The sequence below is a fragment of the Haloleucobacter albus genome, from assembly GCF_052492075.1.
In genome coordinates, this window is record NZ_JBQWAS010000030.1 from 53,274 (window position 1) to 69,652 (window position 16,379).

At 62.0% G+C, this 16,379-nt stretch carries 13 protein-coding genes; 8 read left to right on the forward strand and 5 right to left on the reverse strand.

The genetic code is table 11. The features are described 5' to 3' along the window. Positions 1-358: 358 nt before the first annotated feature. Positions 359-826, forward strand: a complete 468-nt coding sequence (locus ACT6QH_RS13825) for a GatB/YqeY domain-containing protein (protein WP_444975409.1) — start codon at positions 359-361, stop codon at positions 824-826. 107 nt (positions 827-933) lie between these two features. Here the strand turns inward: ACT6QH_RS13825 and ACT6QH_RS13830 are convergent, their stop codons facing one another. Next, complete coding sequence (locus ACT6QH_RS13830) at positions 934-2,352, reverse strand: alanine/glycine:cation symporter family protein (RefSeq protein WP_444975410.1); 1,419 nt, start codon at positions 2,350-2,352, stop codon at positions 934-936. A 313-nt stretch (positions 2,353-2,665) separates the two neighbouring features. Between ACT6QH_RS13830 and ACT6QH_RS13835 the strand changes: the two genes are divergently transcribed. The 5 genes from ACT6QH_RS13835 (at position 2,666) to dapD (ending at position 9,212) form a co-directional block, all read left to right on the forward strand. Beyond that, complete coding sequence (locus ACT6QH_RS13835; protein ID WP_444975411.1) at positions 2,666-5,851, forward strand: helicase-related protein; 3,186 nt, start codon at positions 2,666-2,668, stop codon at positions 5,849-5,851. 3 nt (positions 5,852-5,854) lie between these two features. Beyond that, complete coding sequence (locus ACT6QH_RS13840; protein WP_444975412.1) at positions 5,855-6,130, forward strand: RNA-binding S4 domain-containing protein; 276 nt, start codon at positions 5,855-5,857, stop codon at positions 6,128-6,130. A 68-nt stretch (positions 6,131-6,198) separates the two neighbouring features. Next, on the forward strand, positions 6,199-6,534 hold the full coding sequence (fdxA, locus tag ACT6QH_RS13845) for a ferredoxin FdxA (protein ID WP_444975413.1): 336 nt from the start codon (positions 6,199-6,201) through the stop codon (positions 6,532-6,534). Positions 6,535-6,695: 161 nt separating this feature from the next. After that, entirely contained in the window at positions 6,696-8,306 is a 1,611-nt protein-coding gene (locus ACT6QH_RS13850) for a peptide chain release factor 3 (RefSeq protein WP_444975414.1), read from the forward strand. 57 nt (positions 8,307-8,363) lie between these two features. Next, a complete protein-coding gene (gene dapD, locus ACT6QH_RS13855; RefSeq protein ID WP_444975415.1) occupies positions 8,364-9,212 on the forward strand; it encodes a 2,3,4,5-tetrahydropyridine-2,6-dicarboxylate N-succinyltransferase in 849 nt (282 codons plus the stop codon). 145 nt (positions 9,213-9,357) lie between these two features. Here dapD and ACT6QH_RS13860 read toward each other — a convergent pair whose 3' ends face one another. Together ACT6QH_RS13860 and ACT6QH_RS13865 are read right to left on the reverse strand one after the other, a co-directional pair. Next, positions 9,358-10,074, reverse strand: coding sequence for an NAD-dependent deacylase (locus ACT6QH_RS13860; RefSeq protein WP_444975416.1), 717 nt, complete (start codon positions 10,072-10,074; stop codon positions 9,358-9,360). 135 nt (positions 10,075-10,209) lie between these two features. Next, positions 10,210-11,439, reverse strand: coding sequence for an argininosuccinate synthase (locus tag ACT6QH_RS13865; protein ID WP_444975417.1), 1,230 nt, complete (start codon positions 11,437-11,439; stop codon positions 10,210-10,212). Between the two features lie 278 nt (positions 11,440-11,717). Here ACT6QH_RS13865 and rpmB point away from each other — a divergent pair, with 278 nt between their 5' ends. Both rpmB and ACT6QH_RS13875 read left to right on the forward strand, forming a co-directional pair. Beyond that, positions 11,718-12,017, forward strand: coding sequence for a 50S ribosomal protein L28 (gene rpmB / locus ACT6QH_RS13870; RefSeq protein WP_444975418.1), 300 nt, complete (start codon positions 11,718-11,720; stop codon positions 12,015-12,017). A 304-nt stretch (positions 12,018-12,321) separates the two neighbouring features. Continuing rightward, positions 12,322-13,782: an HNH endonuclease gene (locus ACT6QH_RS13875; protein WP_444975419.1), complete on the forward strand. Its 1,461-nt coding sequence runs from the start codon at positions 12,322-12,324 to the stop codon at positions 13,780-13,782. Positions 13,783-14,072: 290 nt separating this feature from the next. Here the strand turns inward: ACT6QH_RS13875 and ACT6QH_RS13880 are convergent, their stop codons facing one another. Then, positions 14,073-14,855 carry an alpha/beta hydrolase gene (locus ACT6QH_RS13880; protein WP_444975420.1) on the reverse strand — a complete coding sequence of 261 codons (783 nt, stop codon included), beginning with the start codon at positions 14,853-14,855 and terminating at the stop codon, positions 14,073-14,075. A gap of 31 nt (positions 14,856-14,886) precedes the next feature. Next, the gene (gene dapE, locus ACT6QH_RS13885) at positions 14,887-16,068 is read right to left on the reverse strand and encodes a succinyl-diaminopimelate desuccinylase (RefSeq protein WP_444975421.1); all 1,182 of its coding nucleotides are present in this window, start codon (positions 16,066-16,068) and stop codon (positions 14,887-14,889) included. Between the last annotated feature and the right edge of the window lie 311 nt (positions 16,069-16,379).

Sequence of the window (16,379 nt, forward strand, 5' to 3'; positions counted from 1 at the left end):
CGTTTCCAGCGTGCGCGCGCGAAATTGTGCGCCGATACCCAGCGATCAGGGCTTCAGCTTCGTTACCCCCGTTCCATGCCTCGGCGCAAGCCGTATCCGCAAGGTCCGGGCCAGGCCGAGGCATGAAAGCCCGGCCAGGTGGTATGGCGGGTTCTGCTGGCAGGTTTGGGGATGCGTTGAAAATGGCCGGTTTCTCCGGGGGCTCCTGTGTTCCCATGAGCGAGCGCCGGTTTTTTGGCTGCATCCGGCCTGCCAGATGAACTGAGAGCGGCATTCTGTTCGTGTGCGGGCGTCATGAGACGTCAGGCCGGCAGAATTGTGATTTTATAGGGTCAGTTTTTCGTGAGGACCATGCTCCGTGCTTCGTGACGACATCAATGCCGCGCTGAAAGAGGCGCTCAAGGCTCAGGAGAAGCGCCGTACGGCCACGCTCCGGCTTGTCAACGCCGCCCTGAAGGATCGCGACATCGAACATCGCGGTCAGGGCAAGGACCCTCTGAATGATGATGAACTGCGCGCCCTGCTGGCCAAGATGGTGAAGCAGCGCGAGGAAAGCGCCCGTCTTTATGATGAGGGCGGCCGGCCGGATCTGGCCGACCGGGAGCGTGAGGAAATCGTCTTTATCAAGGCGTTCCTGCCCCAGCAGCTGTGCGAGGCGGATACCCGCGCGGCCATCAAGGCCATCATCACCGAGATTGACGCCAAGGGCATCAAGGATATGGGCCGCACCATGGCTCTGCTGAAAGAGCGTCACGCCGGCGCGCTGGATTTCGGCAAGGCCTCGCAGTGGGTGAAGGATGCGCTGACGGCCGCTGCGGAAGGTTGAGCCGTCGCCCCTCGTGAATATGAAAAAGGCCGCCTTCGGGGCGGCCTTTTTTGTATGCGGATGAAGAGAGTGGGGCCGGGCATTGCCGCCTTTCGGCCCCGGTCGGATTATTTGCGACCCCAGATCTCGGTGTCGATCTGGTCCTTCAGCTCGGGCATGGATTCGGCGAGGAAGACGGGCTCCTGCCCCTTCTTGCGCTGCTGGATGTAATCCCGCGTGAGCCGCACCACGAGGCCCGACAGCAGGAGGATGGACACCAGATTGATGGAGGCCATCAGGCCCATGGAGGCGTCTGCGGTATTGAACACGGTAGTGACGCTTTGCAGCGCGCCCCAGATCACCATCACCACCAGTGCCAGACGCAGGACCGTGACCCCGGCCATATGGCCGTGTCCCAGATAGACGAGCGCATTTTCTGCGTAGGAATAATTGCCGATGATGGAGGTAAAGGCGAAGAAGAAGATGGCGACAGCCACAAAATAGCGACCCACCGGCCCCCAGTGCACTTCCATGGCAGCCTGGGTCAGCTGGGTGCCTGTCAGGGCCGGGTCGTGCCCGAAGATGCCGGACAGCAGAATGATGAGGGCTGTGGCGGTGCAGATCAGGATGGTGTCGATAAACACACCGAGGGATTGCACAAAGCCCTGGCTGGCCGGGTGGTGTGGATCAGGCGTAGCCACGGCGGCGATGTTGGGGGCGCTGCCCATGCCGGCTTCGTTGGAGAACAGGCCGCGCTTCACGCCATTGAGCATGGCGGCGGTGATACCGCCGGCCACGCCGCCCACTGCGGGCTCCAGCCCGAAGGCGCTGCGCACGATGAGTGCCAGCAGGCCGGGCACTTCCGAGGCATTGACGACCAGAACATAAATGGCCAGCCCCAGATACAGCAGGGCCATGAAGGGCACCAGCAACTCGGCTGTGCGGGCGATGGTTGAGATGCCGCCAAAGATGATGACGGCGGAAAGCCCGGCCACAACAAGCCCTGTGGCCAGACGTGGCGCGCCGAAAGCGCCTTCCATCGCATCAGAAATGGAGTTGGCCTGTACGGCGTTGAACACAAGGCCGAAAGACAGAATCAGACATACGGAGAAGATGGCGCCGGCCCATGGGGCCTTGAGGCCATTGGCGATGTAGAAGGCCGGGCCGCCGCGATAATTGCCCTCGTCATCGCGCACCTTGTAGAGCTGGGCCAGTGTGCTTTCGGCATAGGCTGTGGCCATGCCCAGCGTCGCCACCACCCACATCCAGAAGATCGCGCCCGGCCCGCCCAATGTGAGCGCTACGGCCACGCCGGCAATATTGCCGGTGCCCACGCGGGAGGCCAGTGAGGTGCACAGGGCCTGGAAGGGGGTGATGCCGGCATGGTCGCTCTTGTTGGCGCGCAGAACAGTGCGCAGCATTTCGGGGAAATGGATGATCTGGAGGAAGCCCAGGCGCAGGGTAAAATAGACCCCGACCGCAAGAAGGCCGTAGATCAGGATATAGCCCCAGAAGATGGTGTTCAGAAAATCAACGATCTGATCCATAAGCGCCTGCTTGTTATGGTTTCCTCGTGCAACACTATCGGGCTGTCGCGGCAGGGTCCATGGCAAAAATGTGGCGTATGCGATCCCAATGGCGTGTGTTGCGCGGGGCCCGCATGTGCAGGCACAGAAGAGAGGCCTCATGATCGGGCGTTGCGGATTCGCAGCAAGCTTTTCCTCTCGCGCTCTTCATCTGCATGGGGCCTGTTGCGCTCTGTTTTGTGCAGCTTGTCTTGCGCAGAGGTCTTTCGGTCTGGCCTCTTCAGCCCAATATGTTACACAGCCGCTTCACAGGGGAGAGCAGAACCCGAAACCGATGGATGACGTCACCCAATGGGCCGTGCTGCCGCGCACGCTACGTGCGCGAGGCGTCAGCGCGGTTCTCGGCCCCACCAATACCGGCAAGACCCATCTCGCCATCGACAGGATGCTGGGTCACAAGACCGGCCTGATCGGCCTGCCGCTGCGCCTGCTGGCGCGCGAGGTTTATCAGCGTGTGGTCGAGCGTGTGGGGGCGCAGCATGTCGCCCTCATTACCGGCGAGGAGAAGATCAAGCCGAAGCGGGCGCGCTATTGGGTTTCCACCGTGGAGGCGATGCCGCGGGATCTGGATGTGGATTTCGTGGCGGTCGACGAGGTGCAGCTGGCCACGGATTTCGACCGCGGCCATGTCTTTACCGATCGCATTCTCAACCGTCGTGGCCGGCATGAAACCATGCTGCTGGGTTCCGCTACCATGCGCCCGCTGCTGGAACGGCTGATGCCTGGCCTGTCTGTGACAGAGCGCCCGCGCCTGTCGCAGCTCACCTTTGCGGGTGAACGCAAGATTTCACGCCTGCCACCCCGCAGCGCCATCGTCGCCTTCTCCGCGAACGAGGTTTACGCCATCGCCGAATTCATCCGCCGCCAGCGCGGCGGCGCGGCGGTGGTGATGGGGGCCCTTTCGCCCCGCACCCGCAATGCCCAGGTGGAGCTCTATCAGAGCGGCGATGTCGATTATCTGGTCGCGACCGATGCCATCGGCATGGGCCTCAATCTGGATGTGGACCATGTCGCCTTCGCCGCAGACTGCAAGTTCGATGGCTGGCAGTTCCGCCGCCTCAATCCGGGTGAAATGGCGCAGATCGCCGGCCGGGCCGGCCGGGCGATGCGTGATGGTACATTCGGCACCACGGGCGGTTGTTCGCCCTTTGATGAGGAATTGGTGCTGAGGCTGGAAGAACATGCGTTCGACAATGCAAGGGTGTTGCAATGGCGCAACGCTGTGCCAGACTATGGCTCAATTTCCGCACTTCTGGCCTCTCTTTCACAGGCTCCGAAGGAAGAGGGATTGACCCGCGCCCCTACCGCGGACGATGTCTCTGTTCTTGAATTTTTGAGCCGGGACAAGGAAATAACCGGGCGCATCACATCATCGGAACAGGTGGTGCAACTATGGGAAGTATGTCAGGTTCCGGATTATCGGAAGGTGTCTCCGGGGGCTCATGCAGAGCTCGTGGCGCAGCTTTTTGGCTATCTGGAGGGGGGTGGATATGTCCCAGATGCATGGTTCGGGCGTCAAATCGCCTTGACCGATCGCGCAGAAGGCGACATCGACACCTTGTCGCGTCGGATTGCACAGGTGAGAACTCTCACCTTCATTGCAAACCGGCCTGATTGGCTCAAGGATCCGGAGCACTGGCAAGGCGTCACCAGAGGGGTCGAAGACAAACTGTCCGATGCTTTGCACGAAAGGCTGGCACAGCGTTTCGTAGACCGGCGGACCAGCGTGCTTATACGGCGCCTGCGAGAGAACAAGATGCTCGAAACTGAAATCAGCAAGACCGGCGACGTTACCGTCGAAGGACATGTCATCGGCCAGATTCATGGCTTCCAGTTTGCAGCCGACCCGACCGCGGGCGGTGAAGAGGCCAAGGCTTTGCGCGCCGCTGCGCAGAAGGCGCTGGCCGGCGAAATCGAATCGCGTGCACAACGGCTTTCGCAGGCCGTGGACGAGGCGTTCGTGCTCACGTCCGACGGCACCATTCGCTGGACGGGCGAGGCCGTGGCCAAGCTCATTCCAGGCGATGAGGTGCTCAAGCCGCGCTTCAAGATCATTGCTGATGAGCATCTGACCGGCCCGGCGCGCGATCAGGTGGAGGCGCGCCTCACCTTGTGGGTGGCCGCTCATATCGAAAAGCTTCTGGGGGCGCTGGACAAGCTGGCCGCCGCAGAAGATGTCACCGGCCTTGCGCGTGGCATTGCCTTCCAGATTGTCGAATCGCTCGGCGTGCTGGAGCGCTCCCGCGTGGCCGAGGACATGAAGAGCCTCGATCAGACGGCGCGCGCCACGCTGCGCGGCTATGGGGTGCGCTTCGGTGCGCATCACATCTATATGCCCGCCCTGCTCAAGCCCGCCCCCCGCGCGCTGGCGCTGGAGCTATATGCGCTGAAGCATGGCGGCCTCGCCCAGAAGGGGCTGGATGAGCTGCCGCACCTGGCCGCTTCCGGTCGTACCTCCATTCCGGTGGATCACGAGATCCAGAAGGGCCTGTATCGCGCCGTGGGCTTCCGCGTCTGCGGTGAGCGGGCGGTGCGCGTGGATATTCTGGAGCGCCTGGCCGATCTCATCCGTCCGGCGCTGGACTGGCGTCCGGCTTCCACGGCTCCCAAGCCGGCGGGCGCAGTGGATGGGCGCGGTTTCGTGGTGACGGTGGCGATGACCTCGCTGGCGGGTTGCGCGGGTGAGGATTTCTCTTCCATTCTGAAGTCTCTTGGCTATCGCATGGAGCGTCGCCCGGCCCCGCCGCCGGAGCCCGAAGCCGTTGCGCCGGCCGAACTGGCCCCGGCCCCTGAAGGCGCCATTGAGGCGGATCTTCTGAACGATGCGCCGTCTGCTCCCGCTGCGGAGCAGGAAGGTGCGGCGGAAACGGTGACAGCATCGGCAGAAGCGCCGGCTGAAACCGCGCCGGTGGCAGAGGTTGCGGCTGAGGCTGAGGTGGAACCTGCCGCGACTGCCACTGAAGCTCTGGCCGAAACCCCGGTCACAGCCTCTGCGGAAGGCGAGGCCGTTGCGCCTGTCGAGACAGAAGCGGCCGTGGAAGAGGCCCCCGCCGAGCCCGAAATGATCGAGGTGTGGCGTCCGGGTCGTCCTCCGGGCGCTGTGCGTCGGGATCGCAATGCACGCAATGCGAATGCGCCCCGTGGGGAGCGTCGTGAGGGCGAGCGCAAGGATGGCGGCCGCGAAGAAGGCAAGTCGTCGGGCGCGCAGCGCTTTGGCAAGCGCCATGGCGGCGGATTTGGCGGTGGACAGGGCGAGGGTGGTGGCCCGCGTCGTCGGGAGCGGCCGGAAGGTGAGGGTGAGCGCGCGCCGCGTTCGCCTCGCAAGGAAGGGCGTGGTGGCAAGAACGATCATCGCCCCGCACAGCAGGAACGTCGCAACAAGCCGATGGATCCCGATAGCCCCTTCGCCGCTCTGGCCGCCCTCAAGGCGCGCATGGATACGGAGAAGAAGGGGAGCTGAGCGGTGGGCGAATGCGCCGATCGCCAGCGCCTTGATCGCTGGATCTGGCACGCGCGGGTGGTACGCACCCGCGCGAATGCCGCCGAACTGATTCGCTCCGGGCATGTGCGACTGGATGGCGCACGTGTCACCACCCCATCACGGATGGTACGAACAGGGCAGGTGCTTACCATATCTCTTGATAGTGCAACCCGCCTGTTGCGCATTGTCGGCTTTGCCGAGCGGCGCGGAGATGCTACATCGACTTCTGTGCTTTTTGAAGAAATCACAGAAAACTAGAGTGTAATTGAGCGCAGCTGCGTCATGCCCGATGGTGGGTCCGGTGCAGCGCGACAAGGAAGACCCCCATGGCCTACGTCGTCACCGAGAACTGTATCCTCTGCAAATATACGGACTGTGTGTCTGTGTGCCCGGTGGATTGTTTCTACGAGGGCGAGAACTTTCTGGTCATCCACCCGGATGAGTGCATTGATTGCGGCGTGTGCGAGCCGGAATGCCCAGCTGAAGCCATCAAACCCGATTCGGAGCCCGGAACGGAAAAGTGGCTGTCGCTGAACGCCGAATACGCCAAGGTGTGGCCCAACATCACTCTCAAGAAGGACCCGATGCCGGGTTATGACGAGTGGGATGGCAAGCCCAACAAGGAAGAGAAGCTCTCTCCCAATCCCGGCAAGGGGGATTGAGGCTGCGCGGCCTTCTGGCCTGAGAGGAGCCCGGTCGGGGTTGGCCGGGTTCGCCATATCGTTCCGCCGCCCCATCCGGTACCCCGGCAATCAGGCCGGGGCATGACGCTGACTTGTGCTTTGCCGTTTCCCGGCGGGGCATTTTGGACTATATGGCCGCCATGCTCGAACACACTGAAACCGGCGTCGCCCCGGCGGCCAATTTGCCGGATTATACCCGCCGTCGCACCTTCGCCATCATCGCCCATCCGGATGCGGGTAAAACCACGCTGACGGAGAAGCTGCTGTTCGCCTCCGGCGCCATTCGTCTGGCCGGCCATGTGAAGGCGCGCGGTGAGCGCCGCCGCACCCGATCGGACTGGATGGAAATTGAGCAGCAGCGCGGGATCTCCGTCACCTCATCGGTGATGACTTTCGAGCAGGATGGCACCGTCTTCAATCTGCTCGATACGCCCGGCCACTCGGACTTCTCCGAAGATACCTACCGCACCCTTTCCGCCGTTGATGCGGCGGTGATGGTGATTGACGTAGCCAAGGGTATTGAAAGCCAGACGCGCAAGCTGTTCGAGGTGTGTCGCCTGCGGGATATTCCCATCTTCACCTTCATCAACAAGGTGGACCGAGAGGGGCAAGATCCGCTCGCCTTGATGGATGACATTTCCGCATCGCTTGCGCTGGATCTCACGCCGATGACTTGGCCGATCGGGCTTGGCGTGGATTTCCGCGGCCTGATCGACATTCCCAACAAGCGCGCCATGCTCGCCACCACCCGTGGCGGTCCGCTGGAGCGCATCGTGCCCTTCAATGAGCCGGAAGACCTGCTGGGCCTTGAGGGCGTTGAAGAGAATATCATGACGGAGGCCGTCGAGGGGCTTTCGCTGGCGCTGGGTGTTCTGCCGTCTTTCGATCTCACCTCGTTCCGTGAGGGACACCTGTCTCCGGTCTATTTCGGTAGTGCGCTGAAGGAAACGGGGGTTGCCCCGTTGCTGGAAGGGCTCGGCCGCGATGGCCCGTGCCCGGTGCCGCGCGCCGCAAAGGGCCGCGCCGTGGAGCCCGGTGAAAACACGGTTTCCGGCTTCGTATTCAAGGTGCAGGCCAATATGGACCCGAACCACCGGGACCGCGTGGCCTTTGTGCGCATGTGCTCCGGCACCTTCAAGCGCGGCATGAAGCTGTTCAACCCGCGCGAGAAGCGCAACATGGCCATTGCCAACCCCATCTTCTTCTTCGCGCAGGACCGTGAGACGGTGGATGAGGCGGTCGCTGGCGACATTATCGGCATTCCCAACCATGGCATGCTGCGGGTCGGCGATACACTTTCGGAAGGCGAGGCCATCCGTTTCGAGGGCCTGCCGGATTTCGCGCCGGAAATCCTGCGTCGGGTGCTGTTGTCTGATCCGATGAAGGCCAAGCAGCTGCAAAAGGCATTGCAGGATATGGCCGAGGAAGGCGTGGTGCAGGTTATCAAGCCTTTCTTCGATCCGGCCCCGATCGTTGGCGTGGTGGGGATGCTGCAACTTGATGTGCTCGCGGCGCGTCTCGAGAAGGAATATGGCGTTCCGATTCGCTACGAGACCACCTCCTATGTCACCGCACGCTGGATCACCGGCGATCAGGACGAGGTGGAGCGCTTCATGGAGAGCAACCGTTCCTCCACGGGGCGGGATCGCGATGACGGAGCGGTTTATCTCGCTCGCAGCCAGTGGGTGCTGGATCGCGCCATTGAGGAATGGCCCAAGCTGAAATTCGTGGCGGTGAAAGAGCGCGCCTGAGCGTTGTTGCCTGTCTGCCCCTGAACATGCCGGGTACCCGGCCAAACGGAGGAAACCATGTCCGACACAGCCCAGCTTGCATCTGTCATTGATGCCGCCTTCGAGAACCGCGCCGAGATCGGCTTCACCACCCAGGGCGAGGTGCGTGATGCTGTTGAAACCGCGCTCAACCTGCTCGATTCCGGCAAGGCCCGTGTGGCCGAGCGTGGCTCGGATGGCAACTGGCAGGTGAACCAGTGGCTGAAGAAAGCCGTGCTGCTTTCCTTCCGCCTGAATGATATGGAAGTCATCACCGGCGGTCCCGGTGGCGCGCACTGGTGGGACAAGGTGCCCTCCAAGTTTGCGGGCTGGGGTGAGGCGGAATTCCGCGCAGCCGGTTTTCGCGCCGTGCCGGGTGCCATTGTGCGCCGCTCGGCCTTCATCGCCCCGAATGTGGTGCTGATGCCGTCCTTCGTGAATCTCGGTGCCCATGTGGGCGAGGGGGCCATGGTTGATACCTGGGCCACGGTGGGCTCCTGCGCGCAGATCGGCAAGAATGTGCACCTGTCCGGCGGTGTGGGCATTGGCGGCGTGCTGGAGCCGCTACAGGCCGGCCCGGTCATCATTGAGGACAACTGCTTCATCGGCGCGCGTTCGGAAGTGGTGGAAGGCGTGATCGTGCGTGAGGGCGCGGTGCTCTCCATGGGCGTGTTCATTTCTGCCACCACCAAGATTATTGATCGCAATACCGGCGAAATCTTCATTGGCGAAGTACCGGCCTATTCGGTGGTGGTGCCCGGTTCCATGCCCGGCAAGCCGCTGCCCGATGGCACGCCCGGCCCCTCGCTGTCCTGCGCGGTGATCGTGAAGCGCGTGGATGCGCAGACCCGCTCAAAGACCTCCGTCAACGATCTGTTGCGCGATTGATTCACAGGCAGCCGGCGTCTGACTTGTGGTGGCGCTGGCTGATGTGCTGGCCGCTTGGCCAGATAAAACAGGCCGGAACCGCCATGCCTTGGGGCAAAACGGTCCGGCCTTTTTCATGAGCTGTGGAAGGAGATGGGGGCGAAGCTCAGCCGCGCGCTTCCAGAGCCTTTACGATTCTGTCTACCCACGCGGGTACAGCGTCGCTCGCTGGGCCATAATGGCGCTCATCGAACAGATAGGCGTTGTCGGACGGATCGAGATTGATCTCACTGGTACGGATGCCCAGATCGCGCGCCTCGCTCACAAAACCTGCGGCGGGGTAGACCGAGCCGGAGGTGCCGATGGAGACGAACATATCCGCCTCCTCTAGCGCGTGGGCGATATCATCCATATAGAGCGGGATTTCCCCGAACCAGACGATGTGCGGGCGCAAGCTGCCCTGCTTCTGGCAGGAGGGGCAGTTGTCGGCGAGGCCCAGCGGGCCATCCCATGCGGTGACGGCATGGCAGGACATGCAGCGCGCCTTGCGCAGTTCGCCATGCATGTGCGCGACATGGCGTGAGCCGGCGCGCTCGTGCAGATCATCTATATTCTGGGTACAGAGATAAAGGTCGCCGCCGCGCTGGGTCAGCGCATCCTCCAGCCGGGCCAGAGCGGTATGGGCTGCATTGGGGCTGGCTTCCAGCAGGTTCTGGCGGCGGGCATTATAGAAATCATGCACAAGCGCCGGGTCCTGTGCGAAGCCCTCGGGTGTGGCCAGCTTCATCGGGTCGAACTGGGACCAGATGCCGTCTGTATCGCGAAAGGTGCCCATGCCGCTTTCTGCGGAAATGCCGGCCCCTGTCAGTACGAACAGCCTCATGGTCAGATCGCCTTCTGCTGCCTGTCATCCGGCTGGTGGCAGGAGAGGGCGCCAGAGCCGGAGAAGACGCCAGGGCAGGAGAGCCCGCCATGGCGTGCGTTTTCTTCATGGTGCGCAGAAGCCCTGCGCGGAGCCTCACTCGGAGATGTTGCGTGCGCGGTTGCCCAGCGTGCGCAGACGCAGGGCATTCAGCTTGATGAAGCCGGCCGCATCGCGGTGATCGTAGGCCACCGCGCCTTCCTCGAAGGTCACCAGTTCCTGATTGTAGAGCGAATAGGGGCTGATGCGGCCCACCACCGTGGCGTTGCCCTTGTAGAGCTTCACGGTGACTTCACCCGTCACATAGGTCTGGGTGTGGTCGATAGCAGCTTGCAGCATCTCGCGCTCGGGCGAGAACCAGAAGCCGTTATAGATCAGCTCTGCATAGCGGGGCATCAGCTCATCCTTCAGATGCGCCGCGCCGCGATCCAGCGTGATGCTTTCCATGCCGCGATGGGCCGAGAGCAGAATGGTGCCGCCGGGGGTCTCGTAGACGCCGCGGCTCTTCATGCCCACGAAGCGGTTTTCCACCAGATCCAGCCGGCCGATGCCATTGGCCTTGCCCAGTTCATTGAGCTTGGTCAGCAGGGTGGCGGGAGACATTGCCTCGCCATTGATGGCCACTGCATCGCCCTTCTCGAAGGCGATGGTGATGAGGGTGGGCTCATCGGGCGCATCCTCGGGCGAGATGGTGCGCTGATAGACATATTCCGGTGCGTCATCGGCCGGGTCTTCCAGCACCTTGCCCTCGGAGGAGGAGTGCAGGAGATTCGCGTCCACGGAGAAGGGGGCTTCGCCGCGCTTGTCCTTGGCGATCGGAATCTGGTGCTGCTCTGCAAATTCCAGCAGGCGGGTGCGGGAGGTCAGATCCCATTCACGCCAGGGGGCGATGACGGTGATGTCCGGGTCCAGCGCATAATAGGCCAGCTCGAAGCGCACCTGATCGTTGCCCTTGCCGGTGGCGCCATGGGCCACGGCGTCGGCGCCCACCTTGCGGGCAATCTCGATCTGCTTCTTGGAGATCAGCGGGCGGGCGATGGAGGTGCCGAGCAGATAGAGTCCCTCATACACCGCATTGGCGCGGAACATGGGGAACACATAATCCCGCACGAATTCCTCGCGCACATCCTCAATGAAGATGTTCTCATCCCGGATGCCGAGCAGTTGCGCCTTCTTGCGCGCCGGTTCCAGCTCTTCCCCCTGGCCGAGATCGGCCGTAAAGGTGACGACCTCGCAATTATAGGTCGTCTGGAGCCACTTCAGAATCACCGAGGTGTCGAGCCCGCCGGAATAGGCCAGCACCACCTTCTTCACATCACGCGCCATCTCGTCTCTCGGATGCGTTAGGGTCAGTTTCGAGGCGGACTATAGGCGTGCATGTGGCGCTGGCAAGCGCTTGTGGCAATAAGGGTGCGGAAACGTCCCTGTTTGCCCTGTTTCTGTACCCGAACGGCCCTTTCTGGCCGATATGACGGGGTGATGACCTTGACGCGCGGGCGTATGCCCCTTATAGGAGCCGCTCCCGATACAGCGGGTGAGTGCGCACGGCCGTGTGGTCGGGCTCGCGTTCCCCGCGTCATCTGACGCAAAGAAGGACTTTTGCCATGTCCCGGCGGTGTGATCTGACCGGAAAGGCGGTTATGACTGGCCACCTCGTGAGCCACTCCAACCGCAAGACCAAGCGCCGGTTCCTGCCGAACCTGTGCAATGTGACGCTCCAGAGCGATGCCCTCAACCGCGCCGTGCGCCTGCGTGTCAGCGCCCATGCGCTGAAGAGCGTGGACCATCGCGGCGGGCTCGACGCCTTCCTGAAGAAGGCCCGCGACGAGGAGCTTTCCCCCCGCGCGCTCGAGCTGAAGCGCCAGGTCGTCAAGGCCGTGAATGAGACCCAGGCTGCGGCCTGAGTTTTCCGGCTGAAGGGCGGCGGGCACCCCCGCCACGCCCTGAAGACAATGAGATAGAAAAGGCCGCGAGCAGATCTGCTCGCGGCCTTTTTGCTGTTTGGGTTGAGCGTGCATCAGGCTTGGGGCTGATGATCTATCGCGGTTATGAGGTGGGCGGTGGCGGGTTTCGACCCCATATGGGACGTCCAGGCCCGAGCATAGCCCTCCATAAAGCGGACATTCCACGATGTCGAGAAAACTGCCCTATTGACAGGGTGAAGAAAATATCAGATGTAAATGAAAATCGTTGATGTCGGAGAATGTCATGACCATCGAATTGACTCCTGAAGATGTGCGAGCAGCTCGGGCTCTGGTGCAGTGGTCCCAAGATGATCTCGCGAAGGCTGCGGGCGTAGGCGTGTCGACGGTCGCCGACTTTGAGAAGGGCGCGCGCAAGCCTATCTCCAATAACTTGGATGCAATCCGGCATGCCTTAGAGCACGCACACGTTGTGTTCATGCCGACTGGCCCGGCGATCTATAACGCCATCGCACTATACTTGATGACTGAAGGCGACGGTGCCGCAATGGTGTTCCGCTATCAGCAGGAGCATTCCGCTGCCATACAAGAGATCGTCGCTACGTTCGGGACGATAGATGGCGAGCGTGTGGAGATTGCTATGGGCCAGTTGGTAACGCCCGAAATGCGCATAGCACTCGATGAACTGGTGAAACGTTACGGGGCAGCGGTGCCGCAGCTCAACAAATTGAAGCAGAAGATTGGGAGGGTGCCTGACGGTAAGTACTTCTTGTTGCTGCCGGGCGAGCCATCTTCGAGCAAGGACCGCTTGGAGCTAGAGAACTATCTCCATGCGCTCAACCATCCCGAGACCCCACCAACCAAAGGCCCTTCGGACGATCTTTTCGACCGTCTGCTTGTCCTCTATGACTTGAAGAACCCTCGCACTGATCGTAAGACCACAATCAGCACCGGTAACCTGCCGCGCACCTGCCGTTTTTGTCACCGTACGGCTAACGAGACTTCCTTCAAGAAAGTCGCACACGTGATCCCCACTGCTCTCGGTAACGACCATCTAAAGTCAGCCGAGGAATGCGACGAATGCAACGAATATTTTGGTCAGCATACCGAGCCTTCTCTGATCGGGATGCTGGACGTGCAGCGTGTATTTCTCGGAACTCAGGGGCGGGGCGGGAACAACGGGCGACCTAAATTGAAGTTCGGCAAGGATACCCTCCAGCACGATGGTCAAAAGGTGGTGATTCAGGCACATACCGTCACCGAGCCTGACGACAACGCGTTAGAAGTTACCCTAGGCCCAGGCGCTCCCCTTGTGCCGATGTCAATTTACCGCTCTCTGGTGAAAATCGTTTTGTCGGTTCTTGACAAGGAGCACCTACCAAACCTGATGAAGACTATCGAATGGGTGCGATATGGCCTGCATGTGGACCAGCCATTGCCCAAGGTGGAGATGGCGACGGTTTACTTGCCTCCCAATCCGTCGGCGCAGATCACCGTCTACACTCGGCGAGCACCACATCCGCGCCTACCGCACGTCATCGGCGAGTTCAGGCTGGGCTGCCACGTTTTCGTCTTTGCTGTTCCCTTCTCGACTCAAGACCAGTGGAACCTCTTAGGCTTCTTCGAGGAAACGGACTTCAAAAAGACGTTCCGCCACTACCAAGCAGTCGCCAAATGGAATGAGTGGGATCTGAGCGGCACGAAACCGATTGCGCTTTCGCCGCGCCTAAAGTTTCTCAAACGATAACGCATGGCGAATGCAACGCTGGTGATCGCCTGTTTCAGGGCCGCTTGTTATTATGCCGACGATGAAGCTTGGTTACGAGCGGTCTTAACGCGAATTGGGAGGGCTGTTGCGAAAGTCCGTTTTTCTGATGGGCAAACCTCGAAAGCGGACCGTCGTAAATCCACCCCAATCCAGACCTCGCTTAGAACAGCCTTATGACTTGTGCAGAAAGGTCGAATTTGGGTGCATCTACATAAGCTGCCAAGCAATCCGCTCCTCAATACCCCCACGTCATAGACAGCCTGCTTCCCTCACAAGAACTCATCCACAGTCTTGCTGAGGCGGGTCAGGTCCTGGGGGCGGGAGAGGCGGTGGTCGCCGCCTTTGATGAGGGTGAACACCACATCATCTTCCGCCAGCCCGGTTACAAGGCGCATGGCGTGCTGCCAGGGCACATCGGTATCGGCAGAGCCCTGAAGGATGCGCACCGGGCAGCCCACGGCGAAGGGCGCGCCCAGCAGCAGGTTGCGCCGACCATCCTCGATCAGCGTGCGGGTGATGACATAGGGTTCCTCGCCATACAGGCTGGGCTTGAGGAATTTGCCGGTGTTCATCACCAGCTCGCGCACCGGCGGGGGAAATTCGGCCCACATCAGATCTTCGGTGAAATCCGGCGCGGGGGCGATGAGCACCAGCGCTTTCACCCGGTCGGGGGCCTTCTGCGCCAGCGTGCGGGCCAGCAGCAGCGCCATCCAGCCGCCCATGGAGGAGCCGATGACGATCTGCGGGCCGCGGGTCGTGGCTTCGAACACGGCCAGAGATTCTTCCAGCCAGCGCGAAATGGTGCCGTCCTCGAAATCCCCGCCGGAAATGCCATGGCCGGAATAATCGAAGCGCACATTGGCCAGCCCGTGGGCTCTGGCATATTCCACCAGATGGCCGGCCTTGGAGCCTTCCATGTCGGATTTGAAGCCCCCCAGCCAGAACAGGCCGGGCTTTTCCGGCGCGCCGGGCAGGCTTTTGAAGGCAATGCTGCGCCCCTGCACATCCAGATGGCTGAGGGTTTCGTGTGCGGACATTTCCTGTGCGGCCATGGTCTGCTCCCTGTCTGGCATTGGGCCTGCTTCAGGCGAAATGGGCAAAATAGCGCGCAAGAATGCGCTCATAAATGGCGGTGAGGTCTGTCACATCCTGCACGGGCGTGGCCTCGTCCACCTTGTGCATGGTGCGCCCCACCAGGCCGAATTCCACCACAGGGCAGATATCCTTGATGAAGCGGGCATCGGAGGTGCCGCCGGAGGTGGAGGGCTCGGGCTGCCGGCCCGTCACGGACGCCACGGCCTCGGAGACAATCTCCACGAAAGGGCCGGGCGCGGTGATGAAGCTCTGGCTCGCGCCGGGCACGAAATCCAGCTCATAAGGCTCACCTGCCGCATCGAGACGGCGGTGGATCTCGTCCTGCAATGTTTCCAGTGTGAACAGATCGTTGAAGCGCACATTGAAGCGGGCCGTGATTTGCGCCGGAATCACATTGGAGGCGGTATTGCCGACATCCACCGTGATGACCTCCAGATTGGAGGGGGGGAAGAAGGCCGTGCCCTCATCCAGCGGCCCGGCCATCAGCGCCGCAAGCAGGCGCACCATACGCGGAATGGGGTTATCGGCCAGATGCGGATAGGCCACATGCCCCTGCACCCCCTTCACCGTGATGATGCCGGAGAGGCTGCCGCGCCGGCCAATCTTGAAGGCATCGCCCATGGCGGCCGGGTTGGTGGGCTCGCCGACAATGCAGTGATCCACCACTTCGCCCTTGTCGCGCAGCCACTCCACCACCTTCACCGTGCCATCCAGCGCGGGGCCTTCCTCATCGCCGGTGATGAGGAAGGAGATGGAACCCTTCTGCGGCTTGCCGTATCGCAGCGCTGCCGCCATGAAGGCCGCCACGGCCCCCTTCATGTCCACCGCACCGCGCCCATGCAGCAGCCCGTCTTCCACTTGCCCGGCGAACGGGTCCAGCTTCCATGCGCCGGCATCGCCCACCGGCACCACATCCACATGGCCGGCAAAGCACAGATTGGGCGCGCTGTCGCCAATGCGGGCATAGAGATTGGGAATGGGAATGCCGCCGCTGTCGAAGGTCAGCCGTTCCACATGATAGCCGGCGGCCTCCAGCGTGTGGGCCACCAGTTCCAGCGCATCCTGTGAATCCGGCGTGACAGAGGGCGCACGGATAAGCGCTGCGGCGAGGGCGACGGGATCGCGCGCATCGGAGGGGCTGATAGGCTGAACGGGCGCTGGAGACGTCATGCTGAACCTCGCGGGTGTCCGGCGGGCCGGGCGCGGTGAAACTGGCTGTGTGGCGCGGCGGGCCTTTATCCGGCAGGGGGCTCGTCGCGGAAAGATGTGGCATGGCATAGCGGGCGCATGGGGCCGTGGCAATGTGCTGTCACGGCTCATGCGCCGCCTTCCCGCGCATGCCGGGCGGGAGATCCGGTTTCCCTTCGCGGGGATACAAGCAAGGGGATACAAGCAAGGACTTGGCCGCAATTCGCACTTATGGCTTATCTGCCCGAGGCGTCGGCTTGTGCATCATGGGCTTCAGATGAAGATGAAGCGCG

Bases quoted from the DNA above. Each gene is read 5' to 3' on its own strand.
- ACT6QH_RS13830 (WP_444975410.1), bottom strand. From the start codon at position 2,352: ATGGATCAGATCGTTGATTTTCTGAACACCATCTTCTGGGGCTATATC.
- ACT6QH_RS13835 (WP_444975411.1), top strand. From the start codon at position 2,666: ATGGATGACGTCACCCAATGGGCCGTGCTGCCGCGCACGCTACGTGCG.
- fdxA (WP_444975413.1), top strand. From the start codon at position 6,199: ATGGCCTACGTCGTCACCGAGAACTGTATCCTCTGCAAATATACGGAC.
- ACT6QH_RS13850 (WP_444975414.1), top strand. From the start codon at position 6,696: ATGCTCGAACACACTGAAACCGGCGTCGCCCCGGCGGCCAATTTGCCG.
- dapD (WP_444975415.1), top strand. From the start codon at position 8,364: ATGTCCGACACAGCCCAGCTTGCATCTGTCATTGATGCCGCCTTCGAG.
- ACT6QH_RS13860 (WP_444975416.1), bottom strand. From the start codon at position 10,074: ATGAGGCTGTTCGTACTGACAGGGGCCGGCATTTCCGCAGAAAGCGGC.
- ACT6QH_RS13865 (WP_444975417.1), bottom strand. From the start codon at position 11,439: ATGGCGCGTGATGTGAAGAAGGTGGTGCTGGCCTATTCCGGCGGGCTC.
- rpmB (WP_444975418.1), top strand. From the start codon at position 11,718: ATGTCCCGGCGGTGTGATCTGACCGGAAAGGCGGTTATGACTGGCCAC.
- ACT6QH_RS13875 (WP_444975419.1), top strand. From the start codon at position 12,322: ATGACCATCGAATTGACTCCTGAAGATGTGCGAGCAGCTCGGGCTCTG.
- ACT6QH_RS13880 (WP_444975420.1), bottom strand. From the start codon at position 14,855: ATGGCCGCACAGGAAATGTCCGCACACGAAACCCTCAGCCATCTGGAT.
- dapE (WP_444975421.1), bottom strand. From the start codon at position 16,068: ATGACGTCTCCAGCGCCCGTTCAGCCTATCAGCCCCTCCGATGCGCGC.